This is a genomic window from Corallococcus sp. NCSPR001, from assembly GCF_017309135.1.
Lineage (GTDB): Bacteria > Myxococcota > Myxococcia > Myxococcales > Myxococcaceae > Corallococcus.
Genome location: NZ_JAFIMS010000002.1, coordinates 791,066 through 814,538, shown reverse-complemented (window position 1 = coordinate 814,538; position 23,473 = coordinate 791,066). Strand labels below are relative to the sequence as shown.

23 protein-coding genes are annotated in these 23,473 nt (G+C 68.7%); 11 read left to right on the top strand and 12 right to left on the bottom strand.

Annotated features, from left to right (window positions below; all coding sequences use genetic code 11):
• Nucleotides 1-115: 115 nt before the first annotated feature.
• Both JYJ93_RS05380 and JYJ93_RS05375 read left to right on the top strand, forming a co-directional pair.
• Nucleotides 116-1,477 (top strand): hypothetical protein, encoded by a 1,362-nt coding sequence (locus JYJ93_RS05380; RefSeq protein ID WP_206787022.1) that lies wholly within the window; start codon nt 116-118, stop codon nt 1,475-1,477.
• A 222-nt stretch (nt 1,478-1,699) separates the two neighbouring features.
• Nucleotides 1,700-3,085: a hypothetical protein gene (locus JYJ93_RS05375; protein ID WP_206787020.1), complete on the top strand. Its 1,386-nt coding sequence runs from the start codon at nt 1,700-1,702 to the stop codon at nt 3,083-3,085.
• A 106-nt stretch (nt 3,086-3,191) separates the two neighbouring features.
• Here the strand turns inward: JYJ93_RS05375 and JYJ93_RS05370 are convergent, their stop codons facing one another.
• Nucleotides 3,192-3,395, bottom strand: coding sequence for a YtxH domain-containing protein (locus tag JYJ93_RS05370; RefSeq protein ID WP_120568379.1), 204 nt, complete (start codon nt 3,393-3,395; stop codon nt 3,192-3,194).
• Nucleotides 3,396-3,611: 216 nt separating this feature from the next.
• Between JYJ93_RS05370 and JYJ93_RS05365 the strand changes: the two genes are divergently transcribed.
• The 3 genes from JYJ93_RS05365 to JYJ93_RS05355 are packed head-to-tail and all read left to right on the top strand — an operon-like array spanning nt 3,612 to nt 8,027.
• A complete protein-coding gene (locus tag JYJ93_RS05365) occupies nt 3,612-5,174 on the top strand; it encodes an alpha/beta hydrolase-fold protein (RefSeq protein ID WP_206787018.1) in 1,563 nt (520 codons plus the stop codon).
• The gene (locus tag JYJ93_RS05360) at nt 5,171-5,503 is read left to right on the top strand and encodes a hypothetical protein (RefSeq protein ID WP_206787017.1); all 333 of its coding nucleotides are present in this window, start codon (nt 5,171-5,173) and stop codon (nt 5,501-5,503) included. The genes JYJ93_RS05365 and JYJ93_RS05360 overlap by 4 nt, the downstream gene beginning before the upstream one ends.
• Before the next feature lie 58 nt (nt 5,504-5,561).
• A complete protein-coding gene (locus tag JYJ93_RS05355) occupies nt 5,562-8,027 on the top strand; it encodes an Ig-like domain-containing protein (RefSeq protein ID WP_206787015.1) in 2,466 nt (821 codons plus the stop codon).
• Here JYJ93_RS05355 and JYJ93_RS05350 read toward each other — a convergent pair.
• The 4 genes from JYJ93_RS05350 to JYJ93_RS05335 all read right to left on the bottom strand — a co-directional run bounded on the left by JYJ93_RS05350 (nt 8,024) and on the right by JYJ93_RS05335 (nt 13,456).
• Entirely contained in the window at nt 8,024-9,154 is a 1,131-nt protein-coding gene (locus JYJ93_RS05350; protein ID WP_206787014.1) for a spore photoproduct lyase family protein, read from the bottom strand. The two genes, JYJ93_RS05355 and JYJ93_RS05350, sit on opposite strands and share 4 nt — an antisense overlap.
• 86 nt (nt 9,155-9,240) lie before the next feature.
• Entirely contained in the window at nt 9,241-11,007 is a 1,767-nt protein-coding gene (locus JYJ93_RS05345; RefSeq protein WP_206787013.1) for a glycoside hydrolase family 88 protein, read from the bottom strand.
• A gap of 128 nt (nt 11,008-11,135) precedes the next feature.
• Nucleotides 11,136-12,932, bottom strand: coding sequence for an amidase (locus JYJ93_RS05340; RefSeq protein WP_206787012.1), 1,797 nt, complete (start codon nt 12,930-12,932; stop codon nt 11,136-11,138).
• A gap of 47 nt (nt 12,933-12,979) precedes the next feature.
• Nucleotides 12,980-13,456 (bottom strand): sterol desaturase family protein, encoded by a 477-nt coding sequence (locus JYJ93_RS05335; RefSeq protein WP_242544192.1) that lies wholly within the window; start codon nt 13,454-13,456, stop codon nt 12,980-12,982.
• A gap of 108 nt (nt 13,457-13,564) precedes the next feature.
• Here JYJ93_RS05335 and JYJ93_RS05330 point away from each other — a divergent pair, with 108 nt between their 5' ends.
• Nucleotides 13,565-14,416 (top strand): hypothetical protein, encoded by an 852-nt coding sequence (locus tag JYJ93_RS05330; RefSeq protein WP_206787011.1) that lies wholly within the window; start codon nt 13,565-13,567, stop codon nt 14,414-14,416.
• A 16-nt stretch (nt 14,417-14,432) separates the two neighbouring features.
• Here the strand turns inward: JYJ93_RS05330 and JYJ93_RS05325 are convergent, their stop codons facing one another.
• The 7 genes from JYJ93_RS05325 to JYJ93_RS05295 form a co-directional block, all read right to left on the bottom strand.
• The gene (locus JYJ93_RS05325) at nt 14,433-14,912 is read right to left on the bottom strand and encodes a hypothetical protein (protein WP_206787010.1); all 480 of its coding nucleotides are present in this window, start codon (nt 14,910-14,912) and stop codon (nt 14,433-14,435) included.
• Between the two features lie 82 nt (nt 14,913-14,994).
• A complete protein-coding gene (locus JYJ93_RS05320) occupies nt 14,995-15,804 on the bottom strand; it encodes a hypothetical protein (protein WP_206787009.1) in 810 nt (269 codons plus the stop codon).
• A gap of 131 nt (nt 15,805-15,935) precedes the next feature.
• On the bottom strand, nt 15,936-16,166 hold the full coding sequence (locus tag JYJ93_RS05315; protein WP_206787008.1) for a hypothetical protein: 231 nt from the start codon (nt 16,164-16,166) through the stop codon (nt 15,936-15,938).
• A 36-nt stretch (nt 16,167-16,202) separates the two neighbouring features.
• Nucleotides 16,203-17,060, bottom strand: a complete 858-nt coding sequence (locus JYJ93_RS05310; protein ID WP_206787006.1) for a hypothetical protein — start codon at nt 17,058-17,060, stop codon at nt 16,203-16,205.
• Between the two features lie 37 nt (nt 17,061-17,097).
• Nucleotides 17,098-17,541, bottom strand: coding sequence for an SRPBCC family protein (locus tag JYJ93_RS05305; protein WP_206787004.1), 444 nt, complete (start codon nt 17,539-17,541; stop codon nt 17,098-17,100).
• A complete protein-coding gene (locus JYJ93_RS05300; protein ID WP_206787003.1) occupies nt 17,538-17,978 on the bottom strand; it encodes a group II truncated hemoglobin in 441 nt (146 codons plus the stop codon). Before JYJ93_RS05300 ends, JYJ93_RS05305 begins: the two co-directional genes overlap by 4 nt.
• Nucleotides 17,979-17,985: 7 nt before the next feature.
• A complete protein-coding gene (locus tag JYJ93_RS05295; RefSeq protein WP_206787002.1) occupies nt 17,986-18,870 on the bottom strand; it encodes a 5'-3' exonuclease H3TH domain-containing protein in 885 nt (294 codons plus the stop codon).
• A 220-nt stretch (nt 18,871-19,090) separates the two neighbouring features.
• Here JYJ93_RS05295 and JYJ93_RS05290 point away from each other — a divergent pair, with 220 nt between their 5' ends.
• From JYJ93_RS05290 to JYJ93_RS05270, 5 genes are all read left to right on the top strand, one after another.
• Entirely contained in the window at nt 19,091-19,456 is a 366-nt protein-coding gene (locus tag JYJ93_RS05290) for a DUF4398 domain-containing protein (protein ID WP_206787001.1), read from the top strand.
• A gap of 32 nt (nt 19,457-19,488) precedes the next feature.
• Nucleotides 19,489-20,778, top strand: coding sequence for an OmpA family protein (locus tag JYJ93_RS05285; protein WP_206787000.1), 1,290 nt, complete (start codon nt 19,489-19,491; stop codon nt 20,776-20,778).
• Nucleotides 20,779-20,902: 124 nt separating this feature from the next.
• The gene (locus tag JYJ93_RS05280) at nt 20,903-21,496 is read left to right on the top strand and encodes a GNAT family N-acetyltransferase (RefSeq protein ID WP_206786999.1); all 594 of its coding nucleotides are present in this window, start codon (nt 20,903-20,905) and stop codon (nt 21,494-21,496) included.
• 87 nt (nt 21,497-21,583) lie between these two features.
• Nucleotides 21,584-22,705, top strand: a complete 1,122-nt coding sequence (locus tag JYJ93_RS05275; RefSeq protein ID WP_206786998.1) for a hypothetical protein — start codon at nt 21,584-21,586, stop codon at nt 22,703-22,705.
• Complete coding sequence (locus JYJ93_RS05270) at nt 22,705-23,472, top strand: hypothetical protein (protein WP_206786997.1); 768 nt, start codon at nt 22,705-22,707, stop codon at nt 23,470-23,472. The genes JYJ93_RS05275 and JYJ93_RS05270 overlap by 1 nt, the downstream gene beginning before the upstream one ends.
• The last annotated feature ends 1 nt before the right edge of the window (nt 23,473 follow it).

Sequence of the window (23,473 nt, the reverse complement as noted above, 5' to 3'; positions counted from 1 at the left end):
TCCTTCGCGACAGACGTGAGGCTCGCTGGCACGCAACCTGCTCTTGGGGCGGCCCGCCAAATCTGACATCGCGTGTCAGAAATGGCGGAACCCCTCTTCCCAAGGGACTGCCTCCATGCACCGTCGTTCCCCTTCCCCCTGGCTTCGCGCCCTGACCCTCTCCTCGTTCGCCGTGGGTGGCCTCTTCGTGGCCGCGCCCGCCCACGCCGCTGAAACGCGCGAGCTGCCCGCCACCATCGTCAACGTGTCCATGCAGGACGGCGAGCTGACCGCGCGCATCCGCTGGGCCGCGGAGTCGAAGTCCCTGCCCACGGAGGTGGAGGTCCTGTCCTACGACGGCACGGACAAGGTCACCGCGGGCGAGCGGCTCTCGCCCAAGGCCGGCGAGGAGGTGGAGGTGAAGCTGTCCGGCGCGGTGCAGGCGCCGTGGGAGACAGGCTGGGCGCAGCGGCTCGTCGTGCGCGAGGCGCAGGGCCGGGAGCTGGCCAACCAGCCCTATGACGTCAGCCTCGCCTGCGAGGACGAGAAGACCTGCCAGCTGACGGCCGCGCCCGGCATCTCCGCCAGCCGCGAGGTCCTGCACGTGAGCACCGCCCTGCAGAAGACCCTCGACGCCGTCGAGAAGGAGCTGGGGTCGAAGCAGTTCGACATGGTGCGCGAGGTGGCCCGGCGTGAGCCCTCGCTGTACGGCGAGGCCCTGACCTACGCCCACGGCATGGTCAAGGTCGGCCCCGCCGAGGGCTGCCAGTGCTCCTGGACGACGTCCTACTCGCGCACCAACTCCTCGGGTTCGGGCCTGGGCGCGGCGCACAACCTGTACTCGCGCCCCCTGTCCCAGAACAAGCCCTCCAACGCCCGCCTGACCGAGCAGGGCAGCAGCCGCGTCACCCTGACCCTCCACTGCACGTCGCTGGTCTCCATCCTCACGCAGGAGTTCGGCATCCGGCAGTCGGGCGGACTGGTGAAGCCCGTGCGCATGCTCCAGCCCGTCTACAGCACCTGCGCCGGGACGTGCAGCGGCCGGTTCAGCCACTTCGGCCGCATCACCGGCAGAACGACCGTGCAGAGCACCACCCCCTTCCCTCCGCCCACCATCCCCAACGCGTCGGCCATGGAGCAGGGCAAGTACCACCTGGGCAATGGCCTGAGCCCCCTGTTCAACGAGACCCGCTACGCGCCCAGCGGCGACCAGGAATTCGACAGGGGAGGCGCCACGTTCAACACGAGCAGCGGCTCCGGCTACGTGCAGACGTCCGGCGAGGCCTTCCACGCCTACAACGGCGACCCCAACACCTGGCAGCCGTACGGCCGCGCACAGGGCAACTACGCCATCGCCGTGCAGGGCATCGCGGTGTGCCCCGGCGGAGGCCTGAATCCCATTGGCCGCGCCTTCGACATCCAGTCCACCTATACGCTCCCGGAGAACGAGGTGGACTCCATGGAGAAGAGCGTCCAGGACTTCTTCAGCATCCTGTAGCCCTCCGCGCTACACCGGGCGGGGGTTCCGTAACGGGAAGGGACACATTCCCAGCGCAAGCAACGATTTCGGAAACATCGCAGAAAACCACGCATTCCCTCCGAAACCCGCATCAATCGCAGACAGGGCGCAATCCCTGGCACGGGACCTGCTCTGAAGGGGAACCGCCCTCCGGCCTTCGCGCTGGAGGGCGGACCCCCATTCTCCGCAAGGGATTGCCCCATGCCCCATCCCCCGTCGCGAGGCCCGACCGGCCTCGTCCCGTCCTGGCTCCGCTCGCTGACCGTCTCCTCCCTCGCGCTCGGAGGCCTGCTCGTGGGCGCTCCGGCCCACGCCGCGGATCCTCGGGAGGAGGCCCGCCCGAACATCGCCACCGTGCTCGACGTGGCGCTGGAGGACGGGGAGCTGACCGCGCGCATCCTGTGGACGGACCGGCAGGAGGACCTGCCCCCGTCTTCGAAGCTCGTCTCCTACGACGGCAAGGACAGCGTCAACGCGGGCGTGGACGTGACGCCCAAGGCGGGCGAAATCTCCCAGGTGAAGCTCTTTGGCGCGCTGGACAAGCCCTGGGAGACGGGCTGGGCGCAGAGGCTGGTGCTGGAGGATCCGAAGGGCCAGCCGCTGGCCATCCAGCCCTATGACGTGAAGCTGGACTGCGCGAACGACAAGGAGTGCGGCCTCACCGTGTCCGCGGGCGTCACGTCGGACAAGGACGTCGCGCACGTGAGCAGCGAGCTGGACGCCGCGGTCACGCAGCTCGACGCGAAGTATGGCCAGGGCGAGTACGACCTGGTGCAGGAGGTCTCCAAGAACTTCCCGCACCTGCGCGGCGAGGCCATCGTCTTCGCGCATCAGCTGTCCCCGTGGATCATCCCCATCCAGGGTCCCTGCACGTGCAGCTGGGTGTCCTCGACCACGCGCACGCCCAACCTCACGCAGAGCATCCTGGTCTCGTACCCGAACCGCAGCCTCTATGGCTGGAACGGCCCGGGCGCGAAGCACACGCTGAGCGCCAACGCCCTCACGACGTACCCGCTGAGCCTCAACCGGACCGTCACCGGCTCCAGCCAGTTGTCGCTCCAGCTGAGCTGCTCGCGCTGGCGCTACTACTACTGGTGGGACCTCATCATCCACCGGCCGGGCGGGCTGTTCCCGGTGCGCTTCCCCTTCCCCATCAAGGTGCCGTGCACCTCGCCGTGCCAGGCCCGCTTCGACCACATGGGCCGCGTCACCGGCCGGACGACCATCAGCGGCGTGGCCTCCGCGCGGGAAGCGGGCACCTGGAGCGTGAACGGCGGCGCGCCGTACATCAACCAGCTCATCACCGACAACAACGCCTTCGACGCGGACTCAATCGCCGTCTCCTTCTCGAACACCGGCGCCTACAACACGGTCAGCACGACCGGCCGGGTGACGGTGCCCTCCACGTCCAGCATGGCGAGCGCCATCACCACCAACGGCTACGCCCAGGCCATCCACGGCCAGCTGACCTGCCCGCAGATTCCCGCGCTGGCGGGCAGGACCGTGTCGGATTACGGCACGACGCAGGGCACGGCCCACCAGCTCAGCCTGTACTGGTTCATCCAGGACTTCGCCTCGGGCTTCTAGCCGCGCATGGCTTCCAGTCCCCGTGAATGACAACACCCCGGAGGCCGGCGCCGTGAAGGGCCGGCGTCCGGGGTGCCTGTTCCTTCCGCACGGATGCGGCGGACGGCTACTTGTCGGTCGCGTCCTCGATCTTGTCGCCGGCCTTCTCCGCGGCGTCGCCCGTGGCGTCGGCGGCGTCCTCGGCCGTGTCCTTCACCTTGTCGCCCGCCTGCTCCATGTCGTCCTTGGCGGACTCGCGGGTGTTGCGGTGGCAGCCCGTGCCCACGGACAGGGCGCTCAGCGTCAAGGCCAGCAGCGTCAGCTTCTTCATTCGGTGTGACTCCTTCGCTAGAGGGGGTGGCGGAATGCGGCCCGCCTGTCCCCGTGCGCGCCGCAAGGTAGGCACTGTCCACCATCTGCCAAGGGGGCAGCCCTCCGGGATGTCCACTCCGGGGCATCCAGGCCCCACTGATGGGTGTCGGAACGCGCTGCTAGGGTGCGCCTTCACGAGGGGCTCGAGCACCCGCCCCCGGAGGCCCACCCATCCATGTCGTCGTCGTCCTCGCGGCCCTTGAGGCCCACCCTGCTGCTCGTCCTGGCGTTGACGGCCCTCTGGGGCTGCTCCTCCGACGAGCCGAAGCCCATCGAGCAGCTCTACTCCGACGTGCAGTTCGACCTCACCGTCCCGCCGGAGACGCCGGTCGACGCGGCCATCTTCCTCCAGGGCCCCACGGCCACGTTCGGCGGCACGGACGGGCGGGGCCTGGAGATGGTCTACCAGGGCGGCCGTCAGTTCAGCCTGAAGGCCCGGCTGCCCAAGAACACCGCCTTCACCTACGCGGTGCGGATGACGGCGCCCACGCCCCAGGTGGCGCTGGACGCCCAGGGCGCCCCGGAGGCGGACCACACCGTCACCGCCCGTGAGAACGAGGAGCGTGTCGACCTCACGGTGGAGCGCTTCGGCGCCGAGGGGGGGCAGACAGGCGCGAGGACCGTGTTCATCGTCCAGGTCCCGGACATCACACCGCCCGGGGCGAAGGTGTGGCTGTCCGGCAACCAACCGGAGCTGGGGAACTGGAATGGCGCGGAAGTGGAGCTCTACCCGGCCGTGGACAACGCCTATGCCGGCGCCGTCGCCTTCGCGGCGGGCACGGGCCTGGAGTTCAAGGTGACGCGCGGCTCGTGGGAGACGGTGGAGAAGAGCGAGACGGGCGCGGAGGTGGCCAACCACACCTTCACCACCGGCGGCGGCTTCGAGCGCGTGCCCGTGGCGGTGAAGGGCTGGGCGGACCTCACCACGCCCCCGCCTCCTCCGGACCCGACGCTCACCGGCGACGTGCGCTACCTGCGCAATGTGGTGCCCCAGGACGCGAGCCTCAAGCCGCGCGACGTCATCATCTGGCTGCCGCCCGGCTACGAGGCGGACGCCACGCGCCGCTACCCGGTGCTCTACATGCACGACGGCCAGAACCTGATGGACGTCACCACCGCGTTCGCCGGCGAGTGGAAGGTGGATGAGACGGCGCAGGCGCTGGTGGAGTCCGGCCAGGTGGAGCCGCTCATCATCGTGGGCATCTACAACACCTCCGACCGCATCGCGGAGTACACGCCCGTGCCCTTCCCGCCGGAGTACCCGGACGCGGGCCGCGCGGACGTGTACGGCCAGTTCCTCATCCAGGAATTGAAGCCGCGCATCGACGCGGAGTTCCGCACGAAGCCGGAGGCGGAGTTCACGGGGCTCGCGGGCTCGTCGCTGGGCGGGCTGGTGTCCATGTCGCTGGGGCTCAAGCACCCGGACGTCTTCACCCGCCTGGGCGTGGTGTCGCCGTCGGTGTGGTGGGCGGACCGGGAGCTTGTCGCGGAGGTGAACGCGCTCACCGCGAAGCCGCCGCTGCGCATCTGGGAGGACATCGGCACGAACGAAGGCTCTGGCGAACAGGCGGAGACGGTGGCGGATGCGCAGGCGCTGCGCGACGCGCTGGTGGCCCGGGGCTGGGTGCTGGACGACGACCTCAAGTACACGGTGGTGGAGGGAGGCCAGCACAACGAGGCCGCGTGGAGCGCGCGCTTCGGAGACCTCCTGCGCTTCCTGTACCCCGTGAAGCAGTGACGAAGCCGCCGCCCCCCACCACCCCGGATGGACGCTACCTGGTGGTGGACGGGCGGCTGTGGCGCCGCAGCAATCCAGCGCTCGGGCCCCGGCAGCGCGAGCTGCTGGTGGCCGCGCTGATGCGGGCCCGCGCGGACGTGGGCCGGGCGAAGCGCGCGAGGGACGCGGCCCTGGAGCGCCGAGCCCGCGACCGCGTGCACCGCGCCAAGGTGGGCCTGGGGGAGCGGGGCCCGCCGTGGTGGACGGACGGCACGCCGGACCTCAACCGGCGCCTCGTGAAGAACACGCCCTACGCCGCCTGGTTCCAGGCCCTTTCAAGCGAATATTAAAAGGGCGCGGCGTACCACCCAGGCCTCGTCACCCTTGCGCTGGGGTCTGGAAATGCCCGTGGTGCCTGGAGCCTCACGGCTCGCGTCGTGCCTGCTGCTCACGTTCGTCCTCGCCTGCGGCTCCACCACCGAACCCGGCCCGTCCCCGGGAGGCGGTGGCGACAATGGCAAGGTCGCCGCCCTCACCCTGTCCCCGAACGGGGCGACGCTGCTGGTCGGCGAGTCGCTGACCCTGGCCGCCCTGGCGGTCGACGACGCGGGCGAGGTGCTGGAGGACGTCCAGGTGGAGTGGTCCGCCGTTCCGGCCGGCGCCGTCACGGTGAAGGACGGCCGGCTGGAGGGCGTGGCCCCGGGCGGCGCGGTCATCACCGCCAGGGCCGGGTCCGCGAGCGCGACCCTGACCGCGGTCGTGATGCCCTCCGACGAGTCCAGTCCGTCCAGCGAGGAGGTGCTGACGTCCGCGCATGAGGCCGGGCTCATCAACGACGAGGAGCTGCTGGCCTACCGGGTGTACGCGGCGTTCAGCGACCCCCGGCTGCCCATCCAGTACAAGGCCCGGGTCGAGCCGGGGTTCGATGCCACCTCGCTCGAAGAGCTGCGTCAGCGCTTCAACTCGCTCTCCGCGCCCATGCAGGCGGCCCTTGGGATGTACATGCTGCGCCCGGCGGACCCGGGGAGCTGGCTCAACGCACCCACGCCCGATGCCCGGTTGAGCAGCTCGGAGGATCCGCGCTGCCGCCCCTCCTCCGGCGGCTGGAAATACATCCCGTATCCCATCTCGAAGGTCCGGATCTGGTACCAGGTGAACTTCCCGGAGCAGCGCAAGCGGGCCATCAGGCTCGACGCGGCGATCGCGAATGAAATCTGGCCCAGGCTGATGGCGCTGGGGCTCAAGGAGCCGCTCACCGACGAGGCCATTTTATGCAATGGGGGAAGTCCCCAGCTCGACCTGTACCTGGTCAGCAACATGGCCAACCGTGGACTGACCATCCCTGAAGGCTGGGACAACACGCAGGCCGCCACCTACATCCTGCTGAAGGACGAGCCCGACGACGACAACGCCCTCAAGGGCGGGGCGACGCACGAGCTGATGCACGCCATCCAGTGGGCCTACAAGCTGAAGGGGCGGCAGAGCGACTCCGGGTGGATCCGCGATGCGACCGCGAACTGGGCCATCGACCACGTGTATCCCACGCTCCTGGTGGGGCAGAACACGCAGAAGCAGTTCGAACACATCTTCGCCGGTTGTTTCACCAACTCTCCGGAGATGCCCCTGGAGAGCCGCGCCCAGGGCCACTGCACGGACAGCGCGGTGGGCGACGCTTCGCGCGATTACGGCGCCTACCTGTTCTTCCAATACCTGGAGAAGAAGTACGGGCCGGCGGTCGTGGTGGCCGCGCTGACGAAGCTGACCACGGAGACCTCCAGCCTCACCGCGGTGGACTCCGTCCTCCCCGGCGGCTTCGAGAAGGTCTGGCCGGAGTTCTCGAAGGTCCTCTGGAACGGGGCGCCCATCAGCACCCGGCCGGAGTCCTTCAAGGCGTGGGACAACCTCAAGGAGGTCGCGAGGAGGAACGACCTCAACGCCGACCTGTCGGGCTGGCCCGAAGCCTCGGACGAGTTGCACGACGAGCTGTACAACCTGTCCAACCGCTACTACCGCATGCATTTCAGCGACCCGGGCACGCGCTCCGTGCTCTTCCACAACGGGTGGTTCAAGAACATCACGGAGTCGAAGGACCCCGTGAAGGTGTTCGCGTTCTGGAAGGACGAAGCGGGGGCGTGGCACGACGAGGACTGGAGCGAATACGAGTACGTGGGCTTCTGCCGCGACATGAAGTCCCAGCGGGTCGAGGACCTCGTCGTCATGGTCAGCAACGCGAAGTTCGAATCCGCCGGCGGCGGGACCCTGACGGCGGCGAAGACGCCCTACCTCAAGCGCAACAACGTGGGCTGCTGGAGGTTCAAGGGCACCACGCGGTCCGTCCTGAAGGGGACGACCTGGTCGTCGGGCCGGAAGCTCATCGACACGAACGTGGAGTTCCAGGTGCTGGGCGGCTTGGAGGACCCGGACTTCGAGCACCCGCTCATCCCCCACACGAAGCGGGTGGGAAGCTCCATCCTCCTGCAGCCCGCCGGCGACTTCACGCTCGACGTCGACTACGTGTCCGGAGGGTGCAGGTACACGCACGGGCCCACGCGGTACCCGCTGCTCCCCGCGGGCGGGATCCTGATGCTGAACCCCTTCAACGAATTGACGTCACCGGACCCTGACATGGAGGACTGGCTGTCACATCCCTCGCGCGCCTACACGGCGGCGCTCGCGGATCCGACCCTCGTGCAGCTCAACGTCAGCGGTGGCCCCGACTGCCGGGGCCCCCAGCTGGACCTTCCCGGGAACATCCTCTTCACCGACGCGGGGGCGGCCAGGCCGGTGGTGCTGCCCACGGGAGAGCTGTCCGGGCAGTACGTCTACTTGGACACCACCTACTCCTGGATATTGCAGCCGCAGCGCCAACCCTAGAAGGCGTAGCGCACGCGGCAGTACGGCAGGTGCTTCGCGAGCAGGGCCTGGAACTCCGCCACGTGGCGGCCCTTGAACCCGGTGCGGTAGCGCACGTTGACGCCGCCGCCCTGGGACACCTTCGTCTCCTGGATTTCCGGCCGCCAGAGCAGCTCCTCCGCCTTCGGGTGCCAGCCCAGGTTCACCTCGTGCAGGCCCGCGTTGTGCGTGAGGAAGATGATTTCACACGCGAGCTGCTGCTTCGCCCGCTCGCCGATGCCGGCGTCCACCTGCTGGAACAGCTCCACGTAGGCGTCCTGCCAGCCGTCGTGGAGGATGACGGGGGAGAAGTTGAGGTGCACCTCGTAGCCGGCGGCCACGAAGTCGTCGATGGCGGCGATGCGCTCCGCGATGGGACTGGTGCGCACGTCCAGCAGCTTCGCCGGCGCGTGCGGCATCAGGCTGAAGCGGACGCGCGTCTTCCCCCGCGGCTCGTAGGTGAGCAGCTCGCGGTTCACCAGCTTGGTGGCGAAGCTGGCCTTGGCGTTGGGCAGCGTGGTGAACAGCCGCACCAGGTCCCGCACGTTGTCGCTGATGGCCGCGTCCGCCGAGCAGTCGCTGTTGCACCCGATGTCGTAGACCCACGCGTGCGGATCCACCGTGTTGGGCTCCCGCTTGGGCCCGCGCTTGTGCGCGTGCTTGCGGATGGCGTCCTGGATGCGGTCGATGTTCACGAACACCGTCACGGGGTTCGCGTAGCCCTTGTTGCGCGGCACGTAGCAGTACGCGCACGCCATCACGCAGCCGTTCGCCGTGGAGGGCGCGATGAAGTCCGAGCTGCGGTCGTTGGCGATGAAGGACAGCGTCTTCTTCACGCCCAGCACCAGGGTGCTGCCCTTGATGCGGTTCCAGGCCTCCACGTTGCCTTCGTTGCCGAAGAGCCCGGGGATGCGCTGGTGCGAGGCCACCTCCACCCGCTCCGCGTCCGGGTAGCGCGCCAGTATCTCCCGGCCGCGCGCATGCTCTTGCACGGTGGGCTCCAGGTAGATGCGCGACACCTTCAACAGCCGGTCGAGCGGGCCGGGGCCCGCCGGGACGGTGGCCGGGCGCGGGGCGGGTTCTGGAAGGAAGAGGTCCAGGTTCGTCACCCGGCGGATGTAACCGGCTTCCGTCTCTCATGCACCCGCGGTGGCCCACCCTGACGCCGGGCGGGCCACCGGACAGGCGCCCGCTGTCAGCGCTCGGACGGAACCGCGGGGCCCGTGGTGACCGGGGCTGGCGCGTCCAGTTGCTTCAACAGCGCCTCAGGCAGCGGGGCCCGCTTCTCCAGCGCCGCCGCGACGCTCGCGGTGGGCGAGTAGACGCGGTGGTTGTTCACGCGGAAGTCGCTGTCCGTCACGGTGGAGATGACCGCGACGCGGCCCAGGTCGTCGATGGGCGGCCCATCCGACCGGAACGCGACCCGGTCCACGAGCTGCACCTCCGCGGCCCCGGGCGGCGTCACCCAGACGGAGTAGCGCTTCGCGAGCAGGTCCACGTTCATGCGGAAGTGGTAGGTCTGGTTGCGCACGTACGGCACCCGGCGGATCCACGAGTAGCCCGCGCCGTTGCGCACCTGGAAGATGCCGTCCTCGCTCATGCGCAGGGCCATGTTCAGCCGGTTGAAGGCGGTCACCTCCGTGGAGCTGTCCGTCCAGCCCACCACGCCGCCGCCCAGGTTGTCCGCCAATGGGGTGAGGTCGAACTCCACGATGCGCGTGCCCGTGTTGGTGGTGCCCAGCAGGTGCTGGCTCCGCGGCAGGTCCAGCTTCGAGTACCAGGGGTAGTTGGGGCGCGGGTTGAAGCGCAGCAGCGCCTCGATGAAGTAGTAGTCACCGTAGATGAGGCTGACGTTGATCTCCTGCCCCGCCGGGTAGTTGCCCACGCCGTGCAGCAGGATGCCCGGGCTGTTGGTGCCCTGCGCCAGGTACGCGGGCGACGCCAGCGAGTCGAGCATGGCCAGCGCCGCGTTGCGGTAGGTGGTGCGCCGCGTGGCGTCCGTCTCCAGCGTGCTCAGCTCCAGCAGGGCGGACGCGACGACGGCCGCAGCGGAGGAGTCCTTGGACTGGCTGGGCGCGTTGAAGTCCCAGTTGGGCACGCGGTCCGCGGGCAGGTTCGCCAGGTAGTAGTCCGTCACCCGGCGGGCCGCGGTGAGGAAGCGGGCGTCCTGCGTGTAGCGGTACACCATCGTGAAGCCGTAGATGAGCCACGCCTGCCCGCGCGCCCAGGTGGAGGTGCTGGAGTAGCCCTGGAAGGTGCCCCGCGAGCGGATGGTGCCGTTGTTGTTGTAGTCCACGTAGTGGAACGAGCTGCCATTGGTCCGCACCGCGTCCTGGAGCGTGCGGAGCGCGTGGTTCACCGCCATGGTGCGCCAGATGGCGGGGCCGCCGTTCTGGGCGCCCCAGAGCAGCAGCTCGATGTCCATCATCGTGTCGGTGACGAGCGGGATGTTCCAGGCCGGATTCCAATCACAACAATCGATGATGCCCACGGTGCTGTTGTAGCGCGTGGCCAGCGACGCGGCGGAGGTGAGCAGCACGTCCCGGTAGTAGGGATTGCCGGTGAGCCGGTAGGCATTGCCGTAGCTGTTGTACATCTTGAAGCCCAGGTCGTGCGTCTCCGTGTTGGTCTTCTGGACCTCCAGGGGGCGCGTCCACAGGTCCGCGCGGTCACGCCAGTAGGGCTCGTTGGCGACCTGGAACATGTACCACATGCTCCCGGGGAAGAAGCCCTGCGTCCACGCGACGCGGTCCGTGTTGGCCACCGTGGTCCACGTCCCACTGGACGTGGAGGCCTTGGGCGAGCGGTTCACGCTGGGCATCTCCAGGATCGTGTCCGCGAGCTGCGCCCGGGCGAACGTGAACACGCGCACCGCGTCCGCGTCCGTGAAGGCATTCGCCACCGGCGCCACCAGCAACGCCAGCATCCACCACAACTTCACTCCCGGCTTTGGCAATCCCATACACCCTCCCCTGTCTGACCGGGGCGGAAGGTGCCGGTGTGCCAATCCGGGGACCAGCGGCCCCGGGGTCTCAAGCGGGATGGTCCCCCCACCCTGGCGGAGGGACCGGCTGTGCCCTATCCGACCCGCTAGAAGCCGGGAGGGCGCTCGCCGGCGACGCCGGAGGCGCGCTCCAGCGCGATGCCCACGCGGCCCAGGGTGCCCTCGTCGAAGAGCTGGCCGACGAGCGTCACGCCGTGGGGGACGCGGCGCGGGGGGCTGAAGGTGGGCATGGGGCGCTTGGGGTCCGGGGCCCAGTCGCTGCGGGCCTTGGACACCTCCACGAAGCCGGTGCGCAGCGTGAGCGACGGGTGGCCCGTGTGGTTGGTGATGGTGAGGGCTTCATCGCGCAGCGAGGGCACGAGCAGCACGTCCACCCGCGACATGATGCGCGCCATCTCCTGGGCCACCTTGCGGCGCAGCCGGTCCGCCTGGACGAAGTCCACCGCGGACAGGAAGCGGGACTGGCGGAAGAGGTTGGGCCACGCGTCGGGCGTCTGCATCTTCAGCGCGTCCACGCCGTGGGTGAGCGTGAGCTCCTCGAAAGCCGCGGCGGCCTCCGCGAAGAGGATGACGTTGAGGGCGGAGTACGGCCAGTCGGGGAACTGGACCTCCACCGGCGTCAGGCCCAGCCCCTTGAGCGTCTCCAGCGCCGCGCGGTCCACGTCCGTGGCGGGGCTCTCCTTCATCCACGCGGGCACGTAGCCCACGCGCAGGCCCTTCACGGGCGCGTTCGCGTCGAAGTCCAGCTTCGCGGTCACGCTCGCCACGTCGCCCGCGTCCGCGCCGTGGAGCGCCGCGAGCACCAGCAGTGAGTCCTCCACCCCGCGCGTCATGGGCCCCAGCTTGTCCAGCGACCAGCACAGCGTCATCGCGCCCGTGCGCGGCACGCGGCCATAGGTGGGACGCAGGCCGGTGATGCCGCAGCGCATGGACGGCGACACGATGCTGCCGCCCGTCTCGCTGCCCAGCGAGAAGCCCACGAGCCCCGCCGCCGTCGCCGCGCCCGGCCCCGCGCTGCTGCCGGAGGAGCCTTCCTCCAACAGCCACGGGTTCTTCGTCTCTCCGCCAAACCAGATGTCGTTGAGCGCGAGCGCACCCAGGCTGAGCTTCGCCACCAGCACGGCGCCCGCGCGGTGCAGCCGCGCCACCGCGGCGGCGTCCGTGGTGGGGACGCGGTCGCGGAAGGGCTCCGCGCCGTAGGTGGTGCGGATGCCCGCGGTGTCCACCAGGTCCTTCGCTCCCCAGGGGATGCCGTGCAGCGGCCCCTTGTAGCGGCCCGCCGCGAGGTCCTTGTCCGCCTGCCGGGCCTGCTGGAGCGCCAGCTCCTCCGTCAGCGTGATGACGCACTGGAGCTGGGGGTCATGGCGCTTCAGCCGCTCCAGGTACAGCCGCGTGAGCCGCTCCGAGGTGATGGCGCGCGACTGCACCCAGCGCGACAGCTGCGTGAGCGGCGCGAAGGCGATGTCCTCCTCCTTCGCGGGCAGCGGCACCTTCGCGTCGCGGCTACGCACGAAGCGCTCCTTCGCGGGCGCGGTGGGCTTGAGCCCCGGCAGCGACGGGTTCCACTGCGAGGCGGGCGACAGCGTGGGCTCCAGCGCCAGCTTGCGCGGGCCGGTGCGGCGCTCGTGCAGCGGAGCCAGGGACATGCGCCAGTTGCTCGCGGCCTGGGTGCGCTCGGCGGGCGTGAGTTGCACCTGCATCAGCTTTTCGGCCTCCGCGAAGGTGGTGGGGCTCACCTCCGGCCCCACCGTGGGGCCCGCGCCGAAGGTGGGCGGCGCACCGGCCGGCGGGGCGGACGTGCCCGCGTCCGGCGCCGCGGAGACAGCGGTGCTCGCGAGTCCAATCACGGTGTGGGTCAGGAACTGCCGACGCGAGCTGCTCATGGCGCGACCTCACGGATGAAGCGAAGGGGGCGCCAGTGTGCCACCGCCTAGGAGCGATGCACGTCGCGGAAGGCGAGCATGTCCCCCAGCCGCTGCTCCTTCGCGTCGTCGAAGCCGCACGCGGCGTCCCAGGTGGCGGGGTTCTCGTAGGTGCCGAACACCATGTCCCAGATGGGCAGGTCGCCGTAGTTGTTCTTGTGCTTGCCGTACTCGTGGTGGATGCGGTGCATCTCCGGCCGCTGGAAGAACCAGCCCACCCAGCGCGGGGTGCGGATGTTGGTGTGGTAGAAGTATTCGCCCAGCGCGCAGCAGGCCGTGTAGATGGCGCCCGCCGCCGGGCTCAATCCCAGCACCGTGTAGACGAGCAGCCCGCCGATGAGGCTGTTGGCCGCCATCTCCAGCGGGTGCTTGTAGAAGCTGGTGATGACCTCCAGCCGCTGTGGGCTGTGATGGATTTGATGGAAGAAGCGCCAGAGCACGTCGCTCTCATGCCGCGCGCGGTGCCACCAGTAGAGTGACTTCAGGCTGGCCCTGTGTACGAACGACGCGACCGGAGATGTCTTTCCGCTAGACAGACACTGTCACCTGGGAGGAATGGGACGGGAGGAGCGGGGGCTGGCATCCTTACGGCCATGGCTCGGAACAGCACCCTGACGGCGCGGTTGGGATACATCGACACGCAGGCTACCTTCGTGCAGGCGGCGCTGCTGGCGGCGCACGGAGCCGGGGCTCGCGCGGGCGGCTTCCGCGTGTCTGACGTGCGCTTCTACTTCCTGCTGTTCACCAACTGGGTCGAGCACGATGTCACCCGGCCCTCGCAGGACATCGACCTGACGCAGGTGCGGCGGACGCTGGAGCGGCTGGTGCGCGGAGGCCACGCGGAGGCGAGCACCAGCGCGTCCGTGAAGGGGCTGCCCCGAGGACGCCGGTACGTGCTCACGGGAGAGGGATTGTGCTCGCTGGCGGAAGGGCTGGCCGGGCGCGAGCGGGCGCCGCTGGAGGAGGCGCTGTTCGTGGTCTGCTTCGCGGCGAGCTACCGCGACGCGGTGCTGTCGCGCGTGGAGGGCCGGGCCCGGGCGCTGTCCCCCGCGGTGCGAAGGCGCGTGGAGCGGGCGTTGGATCCGCTGCGGTTGGTGAAGGAGGCGCAGCGCACGTCGGCGGCGGTGCTCGCGGACCTGGAGGAGCGGGTGGAGGCGGGCCTGAGATACGAAGAGCAGTCGCGCAAGGCCATGGCCCGCGCGGAGCCCGTGGCGGACGTGGTGCGCGCGCTGGAGGCGGCGGGTTCGTACCAGTTGCACCGCGTGCGGCCGTTGGGCGAGGTGCTGCTCGCGCTGCCGGAGGACCTGCGCCAGTTCGAACTGACGGAAGGCATGGGCCTGCGCTCGCGGCTGCTCTTCGCGCCCCTGGCGGAGCGGGCGCGGGCGGAGCATGCGGTGCTGGCGCGGCTGGAGGCGCGGCTCACGCCCGGCAAGACGCCGGGGTGAGCCACGACAGCGGGCCCTACCGCAGCGCCCGGGTGAGGCGGGAGCCCAGGGCCAGCGCGAGGCCGTCCTCGACCAGGCCCGCGGCCACGTTCGGCACGCGCAGCCGCTGCGTCAGGAGGCGGCGGAAGCCGACGAAGAAGTAGCTGGAGGCGACGGCGGCGGCGGCGCCAACGAGGGCGAAGCCGAGCCGCGCGCCCTTGCGCTTGCGTGACACCGCGGCGCCAGTGATGGCCCCGGAGAGGATGCGGCCCGTCAGGACCGGGAACACGGTGCGCGGAGGAGCCTTGGGGTTCTTGTCCCCCACCAGCTCACCGAGGGCCAGGAGGCCCAGGCGCTGGGACACCTTCTTCGAGGCAAGGCCCGGCAGGGCCCGCTTCAGCGCGCGTGTCGGCTTGCGCGACAGCTCGCGCGAGAGGAACGCGGGCGCCGTCATGCTGCGCATCCCGGCGAGGACGCCGAAGCCCGCCGCCGTCCAGAGTTCGTTGTTCGTTCGCATGGTTCCCAACCCCCATCCGGGTGGTGAAAACTGGAGGGTGGGGGCGCGTCGCCCGTCCGGCCATGTTCAGGCGGGCAGGCACTCAGGCGGCCGGTGGCGTGGACGGCTTGGGCACGCGGAGCATCAGGCCCGCGAACAGCGCCCCCAGCGCGGCAGCCAGTGTTCCCCAGTGCTTGTACTCATCCGTGGGGAGCAGGCCCAGCACGAGGCCCACGACCCCGAGCCCCAGGAAGGCGCGACGGGCCCACTTGCGCTCCCCCGCCGTCGTCGCGAGGGCCGTGGCGAAGTAATAGAGGCCCGCGGCGAGAGCGACCTGCCCCCAGGGCACCAGGGGCCGCAGGGACCACCACACATCCTTCTCCAGCCGGATGAGGATGGCCTCCCACAAAGGTCGGTAGGGCGGAGGTTGCAGGGGCGCTTCTCCCGCCAGCATCTCGACGGTCAGTCCCCGGAACAGGCGCGGCACGCTGTCCGCCAGGAAGAAGCAGACCGCCTGGACCCCGGTCGCGAGGCTCAACACCGTGAGCATCGCCCCCTTGGGCGCGGGCGGCGCGGCGGGCTCCTGCTGCCGGCGCAGCGCCTCCAGGTGCTCCGGGGAGACCTCCAGCGGATGCGGATAGGACATGGCCAGCAGCGCCTGCGTCGCGGCGGCGCTGACGGGCGTGCCCTGCTCGTCCACCAGTTGCTGCACGCCCTCCTTCGCCAACAGCGCATGCAGCGCGGGCGCGAGCGTCGCCGGGTCCTCCGTCTGGACCCACCGGGCGATGATGGCGTTGAGGTACCCGGCCTTCAGGGCACGCGATGCGCCCGAGGCCCTCGCCGCTTCCTCGAACAGCGGCTCCAGCTCATTGAGAGACGGAGTGACGGGGGACGGCTGTAGCCGCGTGCTCATGGAACGACTCTATTCAGGCGACTCGCCGAGAACGAACAAGCCCCACCAACCCACCGTCAACCAAACGCCTCAACACAATGAAATCACAAAAACCCACCACTCATTCTACACACCTCAAAACCGCCACAACATCAACGCCTCTTGGTTGGCCGAGTAGGCTCACCCAACTTCCCTCCTCTAGCCGTGGACTGCCTAGTTGATTTTCTTGCCGTTTTCTTCGCTGCCGCCTTCTTGGCAGTCGCCTTCTTGGCAGTCGCCTTCTTGGCGATCTTCTTCGTTGCCGCCTTCTTGACGGTCGTCTTCGTTACCGCCTTCTTCACAACCGTCTTACCGACGCGACCACGTCCCACATAGATCGTCATCACAGCACCTCCCACCCAACAACACTACACCCACAGCTACCCGCAAAAAAAGCCCCACAACAGCATCAAAAGAGAACCAAAGAAAAATAAAATACTAGCAAGACTCACCCAAACACCCCAAGCAAGAACCTTCGCAATGCCGTCATTAACCCTACTGAGCGATCCATAAGACCGCTCCAACACCTCAGTCATTACAACATAGAAACCATCAGCCTCGTAAAATCGATACCTTGAAACAATCTCAACAGGCGAAGGCCGCCCGTCCCACGTTTTCGTGCGCTGAACAACATAAAACAACACTGACGCCACAATACCCAAGAGAACACCAATCAAGCATGGAACGCCGATCAGCCCGCGAAACTCCTGATCAAGCTTCAGCGAAGAAAAAGCATTAGCCAACCCAAGCCCGCCCGTACCAAGCACAATGGAGTTACTGGCAAAGAAATTGCGCGCCTTGGCCTCCAAATCCCCGTATCGCTTTTCTTCCTGATCAAGCGTAGCACTGGCAATTTTATATATGGCCTCGGGCGTCCCTTTTCTTGCCTCAGCCGGATTATCAAAGAACAAAAAGTGATTCTGAGGATCCCTCTGCAGCCAAACATCAAACTGCATCTTTCTTTCCGCTTCAGACAACCCCAACGCATCGTTCGGGACAAGAATCACTATTTCCAGCAGTCCATCGAGCAAAAGTATATCCGCCTGAGCGCCATCCAGACTCAATAGGTGACGATCAGACCATCCAGGCAGATTTGCAATGATGACAGGCTTATTCTCCTGTCCGGCAAAGAGACTCGCAAGCGCATCTGCGGACTCTCTCACCAAGTCATTTCGCATCGGCCCGGGCTCCCCATACAGACATCCAACCCGCTCAACCACCGACTGGATTCGCGACATCCAACCCTCCATTCGCCATTCATCGCCGCGTAAAAACCTACAACCTCAACATACTCAACTGCTGATTCAGGTCCTTCAGCCGTCCTCGGACCTCGCGGGTCAGGGTCCACTTCAGGAGCGGCGTGAGCCAGCCGAAGGGCCGCTTCAATTCAAAGGCATACGTGAAGGTGACGCGCGTGACGCCGGGGCCGTCCTCTTCGAACCGCCACGAGCCCGCGAAGCTCTCGAACAGGCGCGGGCCCCGCGTCATCTTCACCGCCGTGACGGCGGGCGGCTGGAAGGACACGTACTGCGTCTCCATCCCCAGCCCGTGCCACGACACGCACCAGGCCTTCACACCCGGCCCGGCTTCGGTCGCGCCGTCCATCAGCACCGCCTCGCGCAGGAACGTGTCCCAGACGAGCCGCTGCCCGTAGTCCTGCGTGTACGCGAAGACGCGCTCGCGCGGACAGGTGATGCGGATGGACTCGGTGAACCTCATCCTTCCGTGTTGCGAAGGAAGTCCGCCACCTGGGCGAAGCGGTCATCCAGGAAGCCGCGCAGGCCGCCGGTGATGCCCTGCTTGTCCATGGCCTTCTGCATGCACCGCAGCCACGCGTCCCGCATTGCCGTGTCCACCGGCAGGTGTCCGTGGCGCATGCGCAGCCGGGGGTGGCCGTGCGTCGCGCTGTAGTGCTGCGGCCCGCCCAGCCAGCCCACCAGGAACATGCCGAAGCGCTGGCGCGTGCCCCGGTTCACCTTGCCCTCGGCGTCCAGCTCGTGGATGGCCGCGAGCGCGGGCTCCTCCGCGTCCATCACGTCGTAGAAGGCCTCCGCCAGCGCGTGGACGGGCGCTTCGCCGCCCATGCGGGTGAAGGGGGTGTCGTCCAGCGTGGGGACCCAGCCGTCCGACGGTGGGGGCTTCAATTCCATGCTCATGGCTTCCTCATGCCGCCCAGCGCTTCGGCCGGCGCTGGAGGCTCTTCAATCCCAATCCTTCACAGAACGCCTTGAAGCGCGCTTCCGGCACGCCCTTCCACTCCAGGTCCGCGAGCGACGTCGTGCCCGGCAGCGGCGCGTCCTCCACCAGCGTGGCCAGCGTGCGGTACAGCCGCGCGTCCTCGCGGTGGGCCTTCAGCGTCGCCGCCAGCTTGTCCGCGCCCCGCACCTTCACCGTCCACTCCACCGCGTTGTCCGGGATGGCCTCCAGCTTCCCATACGCCTGGAGCACCGCCGCCGCGCCCTTCGCCCCGAAGCCCGGCAGCCCCGGGATGCCGTCCGCGTCGTCGCCCATCAGCGCCAGCAGGTCCGGGACGCTCTCTGGCGCCACGCCCAGCTTCGCCTTCACCCCGTCCGCGTCCATCACCTTCTGCTGCCGCCGGTCCACCTGCACCACGCGCTGGCCGCGCACGCACTGGCCCAGGTCCTTGTCCGGCGTGAGCAGCCGCACCTGCTCCACCTCGCCCGCCCAGCGCGCCGCCGCGGTGGCCAGCGCGTCGTCCGCCTCCTGGTCCTTCATGGACCAGACGCGCACGCCCAGCGCCGAGACGGCCTCCTCCACCAGGTCGAACTGCGCGCGCAGTTCTGGCGGCACGCCCTCATCTCCCTTGTAACCGTCGAACAGCGCGTTGCGGAACGAGCGGATGGGATTGTCGAACGCGACCGCGACATGCGTCACGGCCTCTTCCTCGTCGTGCAGGAGGGCGAGCAGGGAGTCCATGACGCCGGCCGTGGCCTTCACGTCCCGTCCATCCGGCGCGGTGGTGCCCGGCCGGGGCGAGTAGTGGGCCCGGTACAGCTCATAGGTGCCGTCCACGAGGTGCAGGCGCATGTTCCCCCTCTAGCGTCCCTCCCGCCGCACGGCCAGCAGCCCGTGCGTGCCGTGGCCTGTGCGCCTCGTTCCCTACACGACGCCTGTCAACCCCCTCGGCCAGCGTGCCTTGTAGGAACAGGTCGCCGATGCCGACTGGCCGGGCACCCCCCATTTTCCGAAGCGACTCCCTCTGGGCCGCGCCGGAGCGTCCCAGCATTCCACCGGCATGAGGTGATCCATGCGCCCGAAGCTGTTCGCCGCCGCCCTGCTTTCCGCCGCGGCCCTCGTTGGCTGTGCAGGCAAGCAGGTGATTGCTACGTCCACCCATCAGCAGCGCGTCCAGGCGGAAGCCGCGCTCCGCTCGGCGGAGAACTCGCAGGCGCCGAACGTGCCCGAGGCCGCCCGGCATCTGCAGTTCGCGCGTCAGCAGATCGCCGACGGTGAGCGGCTGATTCAGGAGGGCGAGCAGGAGGCCGCGGAGCTGCGCTTCCGTCAGGCGGCGGCGGACGCGGACCTGGCGTCGGCGTTGGCGCGCGCGGTGCCCCTGAAGAACGAGGCGCGGCGGGCCTCCGAGCAGGCCGAGTCCCTCCGCGGCGGTCAGTGAGTCCCCACCTCTAGCCTTTTGAGGAGCGAGTCATGCAGCGTTGGAAACTTGGATGGTTGGCGGTCGCGGGAGTCACGGCGCTCTCGGTGGGATGTGCGCACGGTCCCCCGCCCAGCGAACTGACCGCGGCGCGCGAGGCCTACCGCGACGTCTCCACGAGCCCCGAGGGCCGCGAGCGTCCCGCGGACGTGGCGGCGGCCCGGGCGGCCCTGCAGGAGGCGGAGAACGAGTACGCGGAGAGCGAGAGCTCGGTGAAGACGCGCTCGCTGGCGTACGTGGCCCTGCGCAAGGCGGAGATCGCCTCGGCGCGCGGCGAGGCGGACCTGGCCGCGCAGCAGCGGGCCCAGGCGGAGGCGTCCCTGCGTGAGCAGCAGGAGGCGCGCGCGATGAACCTCACGCGCCAGCAGGAGGAGGAGCGCGCGAGGTACGAGGCCCAGCGTCAGCAGTATGAGCAGCAGCGCCAGCAGTTCGAGGCCCAGCGCCAGCAGCTCGATGCGCAGCGCCAGGCGGAGGCGGATCGCCTGCGCGCGGCGGATGCGCAGCAGCGGCAGCAGATGGAAGCGGAGATGCAGCGGCGCATGGAGCAGCAGCAGGCGGAGGCGCAGCGGCTGGCCGAGCTGAACCAGCAGCTCCAGCAGCGCACGCAGGAGTTGGAGCAGGAGCGGCAGGCGCGGCTCCAGGCGGAGCAGCGCGCGTCGCAGGCGCTGACGCGGCTGCAGGACGAGAACGTGAAGGTGCGGGAGGAGGCGCGCGGCACGGTGGTGACGTTGTCGGGCAGCGTGCTGTTCGCGACGAACGCGACGGAGCTGTTGCCCGCGGCGCGAGACCGGCTGTCGGAGGTGGCGACGGCGCTGAAGGAGTCGAAGAACCCGTTGCTCATCGAAGGCCACACGGACTCGCGAGGCACGGAGGACTACAACGACCAGCTGTCGGAGCGCCGAGCGGAGAGCGTGCGGAACTTCCTGGTGAACCAGGGCGTGCCCGCGGACCGCATCCAGGTCCGGGGCATGGGTGAGAACCGGCCGGTGGCGTCGAACGGCACGGCGGAGGGCCGCGCGAACAACCGCCGCGTGGAGATCGTGGTGGAGCGCAACGTGGCCGGAGCGCAGCCGTCGCGAAGCGGAGGCGTGGGCGGCAGTGGAGCGCAGCAGCCGCCTGTCCAGGGCAACCATGAGCAGGGCCAGAACATGGGCGGCAGCGGCACGGACGCGAAGCCGCACGGAATGGGAGTGGACCACCAGAGCCCGGGGCCCGAACAGGGCACGGGCGGCGGAGGGGCGCCGCAGCAGGTGCCCCAGCAGCCCATGGACCACGGGCAGTAACGCACGCCTGTGCTTCTCGAACATGAAGGTCCCCACTCCATGCGGGTGGGGACCTTTTTCTTCATCCACGCATCAAGCGCGCACGTCCCGTGAGAGCGCGCTACCCTTGAAGTCCGGCCCCGCCATGATCGACAAGTCGCCCGTCCTGCTCACCACCGAGCGCCTGCACCTGATGCTGCTGCCGCCCGACGCGGCGGAGCGGGTGCTGGCGTACCACGTGGCCAACAAGGACCACCTGGGCTCGGTGTCCCCGGCGCGCCCGGCGACGTTCTTCTCCGGGGCCTACTGGCGCACGCGGCTTGCGCAGGACCGCGAGGACTTCCGCCACGATGTGTCCCTGCGCGTCTTCCTCCTCCCCAAGGGACAGCCGCTCGCACTCGCGCCCGTCATCGGCAACGCCACGCTCGCCCACATCCGCCGGGGGCCGCTCCAGGCCGCGGACCTGGGCTATGGCCTGGATCACCGCCACGAGGGCAAGGGCCTCATGACCGAGGCCCTCCGCGCCTTCTGCGACTTCGCCTTCAGCGCCATGGGCCTGCACCGGCTCCAGGCCATCCACCTGCCGGAGAACCTGCGCAGCGCCGCCGTCCTCCGCCGCCTCGGCTTCATCCCCGAGGGCTACGCCCGCGACTACCTCCTCATCAACGGCCAGTGGCGCGACCAGGTGCTCAATTCGCTGGTGGCCCCAGCCGAACCCGGCCTCCGCGGCGGCCCCTGACCCCTCCTCCAATTTTGTCGATATTGGGGATATGGAGCTTTAATGGCTCCCAGTTCGAAGCTTGGAAGCCAATATCGACAAAATTGAATGAGACCCGGGCCCTCCCATTTTCGTGACGAGTTCTGGCGGAATCCGCCGCCGCTGCCTCGTGGCGTCAAGCTGGTGCAGCAGGAAGCCATCGTGGTGCCGCGGGTGGGCCCTCGGGGGGAATCCCTCTATGACCTCGCGGAGGTCCAGCTTCCGGAGGCCCGCGTTCCCGTGTTGTTGGGGTATCGCGCCCCCCTGTTCCCGGCGGATGTGCTGAGCCAACGCGAGAAGCTGTCCGCCCTGCGCGAGCAGCTTCAACGCAGGGATGCGGATCCGCGCTCACTGCCCATCTTCCGACTCCCGATGCTCGTCACGGACTCGGCCTCCGCCAGCGTCATCGACCTCTGCGAGCGCGAGGAGGTGGGCCTGCTCGACATGCGCGGAACATTCTTCCTGCGCACGGGCAGCACCTTCATCCGGGTGCAGGGACATCGCCCTTTGGAGCGAACGCCTCGCGAGCCCTTGTTCCATGGCAAGGGATGCAGGCTCGTGCGCGTCCTGCTCCAGTCCCCCGAGCAGCGCTGGACCATTCGCGCGCTCTCCGAGCAGACCCAGACGAGCTACTCCTATGCGCATGGAGTCACCACGAGACTCCTGAAGGAAGGCTTCGTCGAAGGAGGCCGCGGCACCGGCTTCCGGCTCCGGGATCCGGTGTCCCTGCTGAGAGCATGGCTGACGAGCGACAAGCCGACAGCCAGCACCCGGGAAGGATTCAACGCGCCATCCACGACACCGGACCTGCTCGGCAAGGCCCATGGCCTGCTGACCTCCCAGGGCATCCGCTCGACCTTCACGCTGGCGAGCGCCCTGCGTCCCGACGAACGAGCCGTCTCCGGACTCCCCCACGGCATCTACCTTTCGGGATCCCTTGAGCCAGCCGTCTCGGCGTTCGGACTGCGCCGGATGACCCCGCACAACTTCTTCGTGCTCCGCCCGGAGCCAGCCGCCGAAACCGACGCGGGCGGCATCTACCATGCACAGCGACTGCTACCGCACGGTCCAGCAGTCGCGCTGCCCCAGCTGGCCGTGGACTTCCACCAGAGCGGCGGCAGGGGAACCGAACAGGCGGAGGAGTTGGTGCGGCGCTTCGCACGGGCCCTCCCCCTTTCGGATGAGACTTGATGACGGATGAAGAGCGCTTCGACGAAATCCTCGGTGAGTTGGGCGAGCTGATGCTCGACCTGGGAGACCTTTCCAGCCGCATCATGCTCATTGGCGGGCAGGTCCTCGCGTTGGAGTCCAGGCAGCGGGGTGGAACCGGGGTCATCTCCATCGAGACCGATACCGGCATCGTGGTCGAGCGAGGCTTCTCCTACGAGCCGGATCTGTTGTTCGACGTGGATGGCTCGGACTTCATGGCCGAGCGTCTTCCGGAGGTCCTCCGCCATCGGGGCTATGCCAGGACCCGGCACTTCCGCTGGTCGAAGACCTTGCCCGGTGGGCAGATGGACGTGGACCTCTTCGCACCCAAGGACGTCGACCCCAACGAACTGCCCACCGGAATGACGCCCTTGCCGGATGCACGGCTGGCGCTCCGCCGCGGTCACGCCGTGGTTCTGGTCGCGGGAAAGCCGCTGCGGATCCTCCTGCCGGATGCCACGGGGTTCCTGACGATGAAGGAACGCGCCAAACGTGAGCTGCGGCCTGACAAGACCAAGGACAGCTTCGACATGTTCGCCTACGTCAAGCTGGTGGGCCCGCAGGCCGTGCGTGCCTCGCTGCGACAAGCAGGTAAAGCAGGGCGCGCGCTCCGGGACAGGCTGCTCACACTCTTCTGGAACACGGAAGCGCCAGGCCCGCGCGACGTCATCCGCTACGCAGCGAGCCTCGATATGGACGAGCAGGCCCTGCTGGCCCAGGCCGCGGTCGACCTGTTCTCGGAGCTCTGAA

Excerpts from the sequence above, each read along its gene's own strand:
- JYJ93_RS05380 (WP_206787022.1), top strand. The coding sequence starts at position 116 with ATGCACCGTCGTTCCCCTTCCCCCTGGCTTCGCGCCCTGACCCTCTCC.
- JYJ93_RS05375 (WP_206787020.1), top strand. The coding sequence starts at position 1,700 with ATGCCCCATCCCCCGTCGCGAGGCCCGACCGGCCTCGTCCCGTCCTGG.
- JYJ93_RS05370 (WP_120568379.1), bottom strand. The coding sequence starts at position 3,395 with ATGAAGAAGCTGACGCTGCTGGCCTTGACGCTGAGCGCCCTGTCCGTG.
- JYJ93_RS05365 (WP_206787018.1), top strand. The coding sequence starts at position 3,612 with ATGTCGTCGTCGTCCTCGCGGCCCTTGAGGCCCACCCTGCTGCTCGTC.
- JYJ93_RS05345 (WP_206787013.1), bottom strand. The coding sequence starts at position 11,007 with ATGGGATTGCCAAAGCCGGGAGTGAAGTTGTGGTGGATGCTGGCGTTG.
- JYJ93_RS05340 (WP_206787012.1), bottom strand. The coding sequence starts at position 12,932 with ATGAGCAGCTCGCGTCGGCAGTTCCTGACCCACACCGTGATTGGACTC.
- JYJ93_RS05330 (WP_206787011.1), top strand. The coding sequence starts at position 13,565 with ATGGCTCGGAACAGCACCCTGACGGCGCGGTTGGGATACATCGACACG.
- JYJ93_RS05325 (WP_206787010.1), bottom strand. The coding sequence starts at position 14,912 with ATGCGAACGAACAACGAACTCTGGACGGCGGCGGGCTTCGGCGTCCTC.
- JYJ93_RS05320 (WP_206787009.1), bottom strand. The coding sequence starts at position 15,804 with ATGAGCACGCGGCTACAGCCGTCCCCCGTCACTCCGTCTCTCAATGAG.
- JYJ93_RS05315 (WP_206787008.1), bottom strand. The coding sequence starts at position 16,166 with ATGACGATCTATGTGGGACGTGGTCGCGTCGGTAAGACGGTTGTGAAG.
- JYJ93_RS05310 (WP_206787006.1), bottom strand. The coding sequence starts at position 17,060 with ATGTCGCGAATCCAGTCGGTGGTTGAGCGGGTTGGATGTCTGTATGGG.
- JYJ93_RS05305 (WP_206787004.1), bottom strand. The coding sequence starts at position 17,541 with ATGAGGTTCACCGAGTCCATCCGCATCACCTGTCCGCGCGAGCGCGTC.
- JYJ93_RS05300 (WP_206787003.1), bottom strand. The coding sequence starts at position 17,978 with ATGAGCATGGAATTGAAGCCCCCACCGTCGGACGGCTGGGTCCCCACG.
- JYJ93_RS05295 (WP_206787002.1), bottom strand. The coding sequence starts at position 18,870 with ATGCGCCTGCACCTCGTGGACGGCACCTATGAGCTGTACCGGGCCCAC.
- JYJ93_RS05290 (WP_206787001.1), top strand. The coding sequence starts at position 19,091 with ATGCGCCCGAAGCTGTTCGCCGCCGCCCTGCTTTCCGCCGCGGCCCTC.
- JYJ93_RS05285 (WP_206787000.1), top strand. The coding sequence starts at position 19,489 with ATGCAGCGTTGGAAACTTGGATGGTTGGCGGTCGCGGGAGTCACGGCG.
- JYJ93_RS05280 (WP_206786999.1), top strand. The coding sequence starts at position 20,903 with ATGATCGACAAGTCGCCCGTCCTGCTCACCACCGAGCGCCTGCACCTG.
- JYJ93_RS05275 (WP_206786998.1), top strand. The coding sequence starts at position 21,584 with ATGAGACCCGGGCCCTCCCATTTTCGTGACGAGTTCTGGCGGAATCCG.
- JYJ93_RS05270 (WP_206786997.1), top strand. The coding sequence starts at position 22,705 with ATGACGGATGAAGAGCGCTTCGACGAAATCCTCGGTGAGTTGGGCGAG.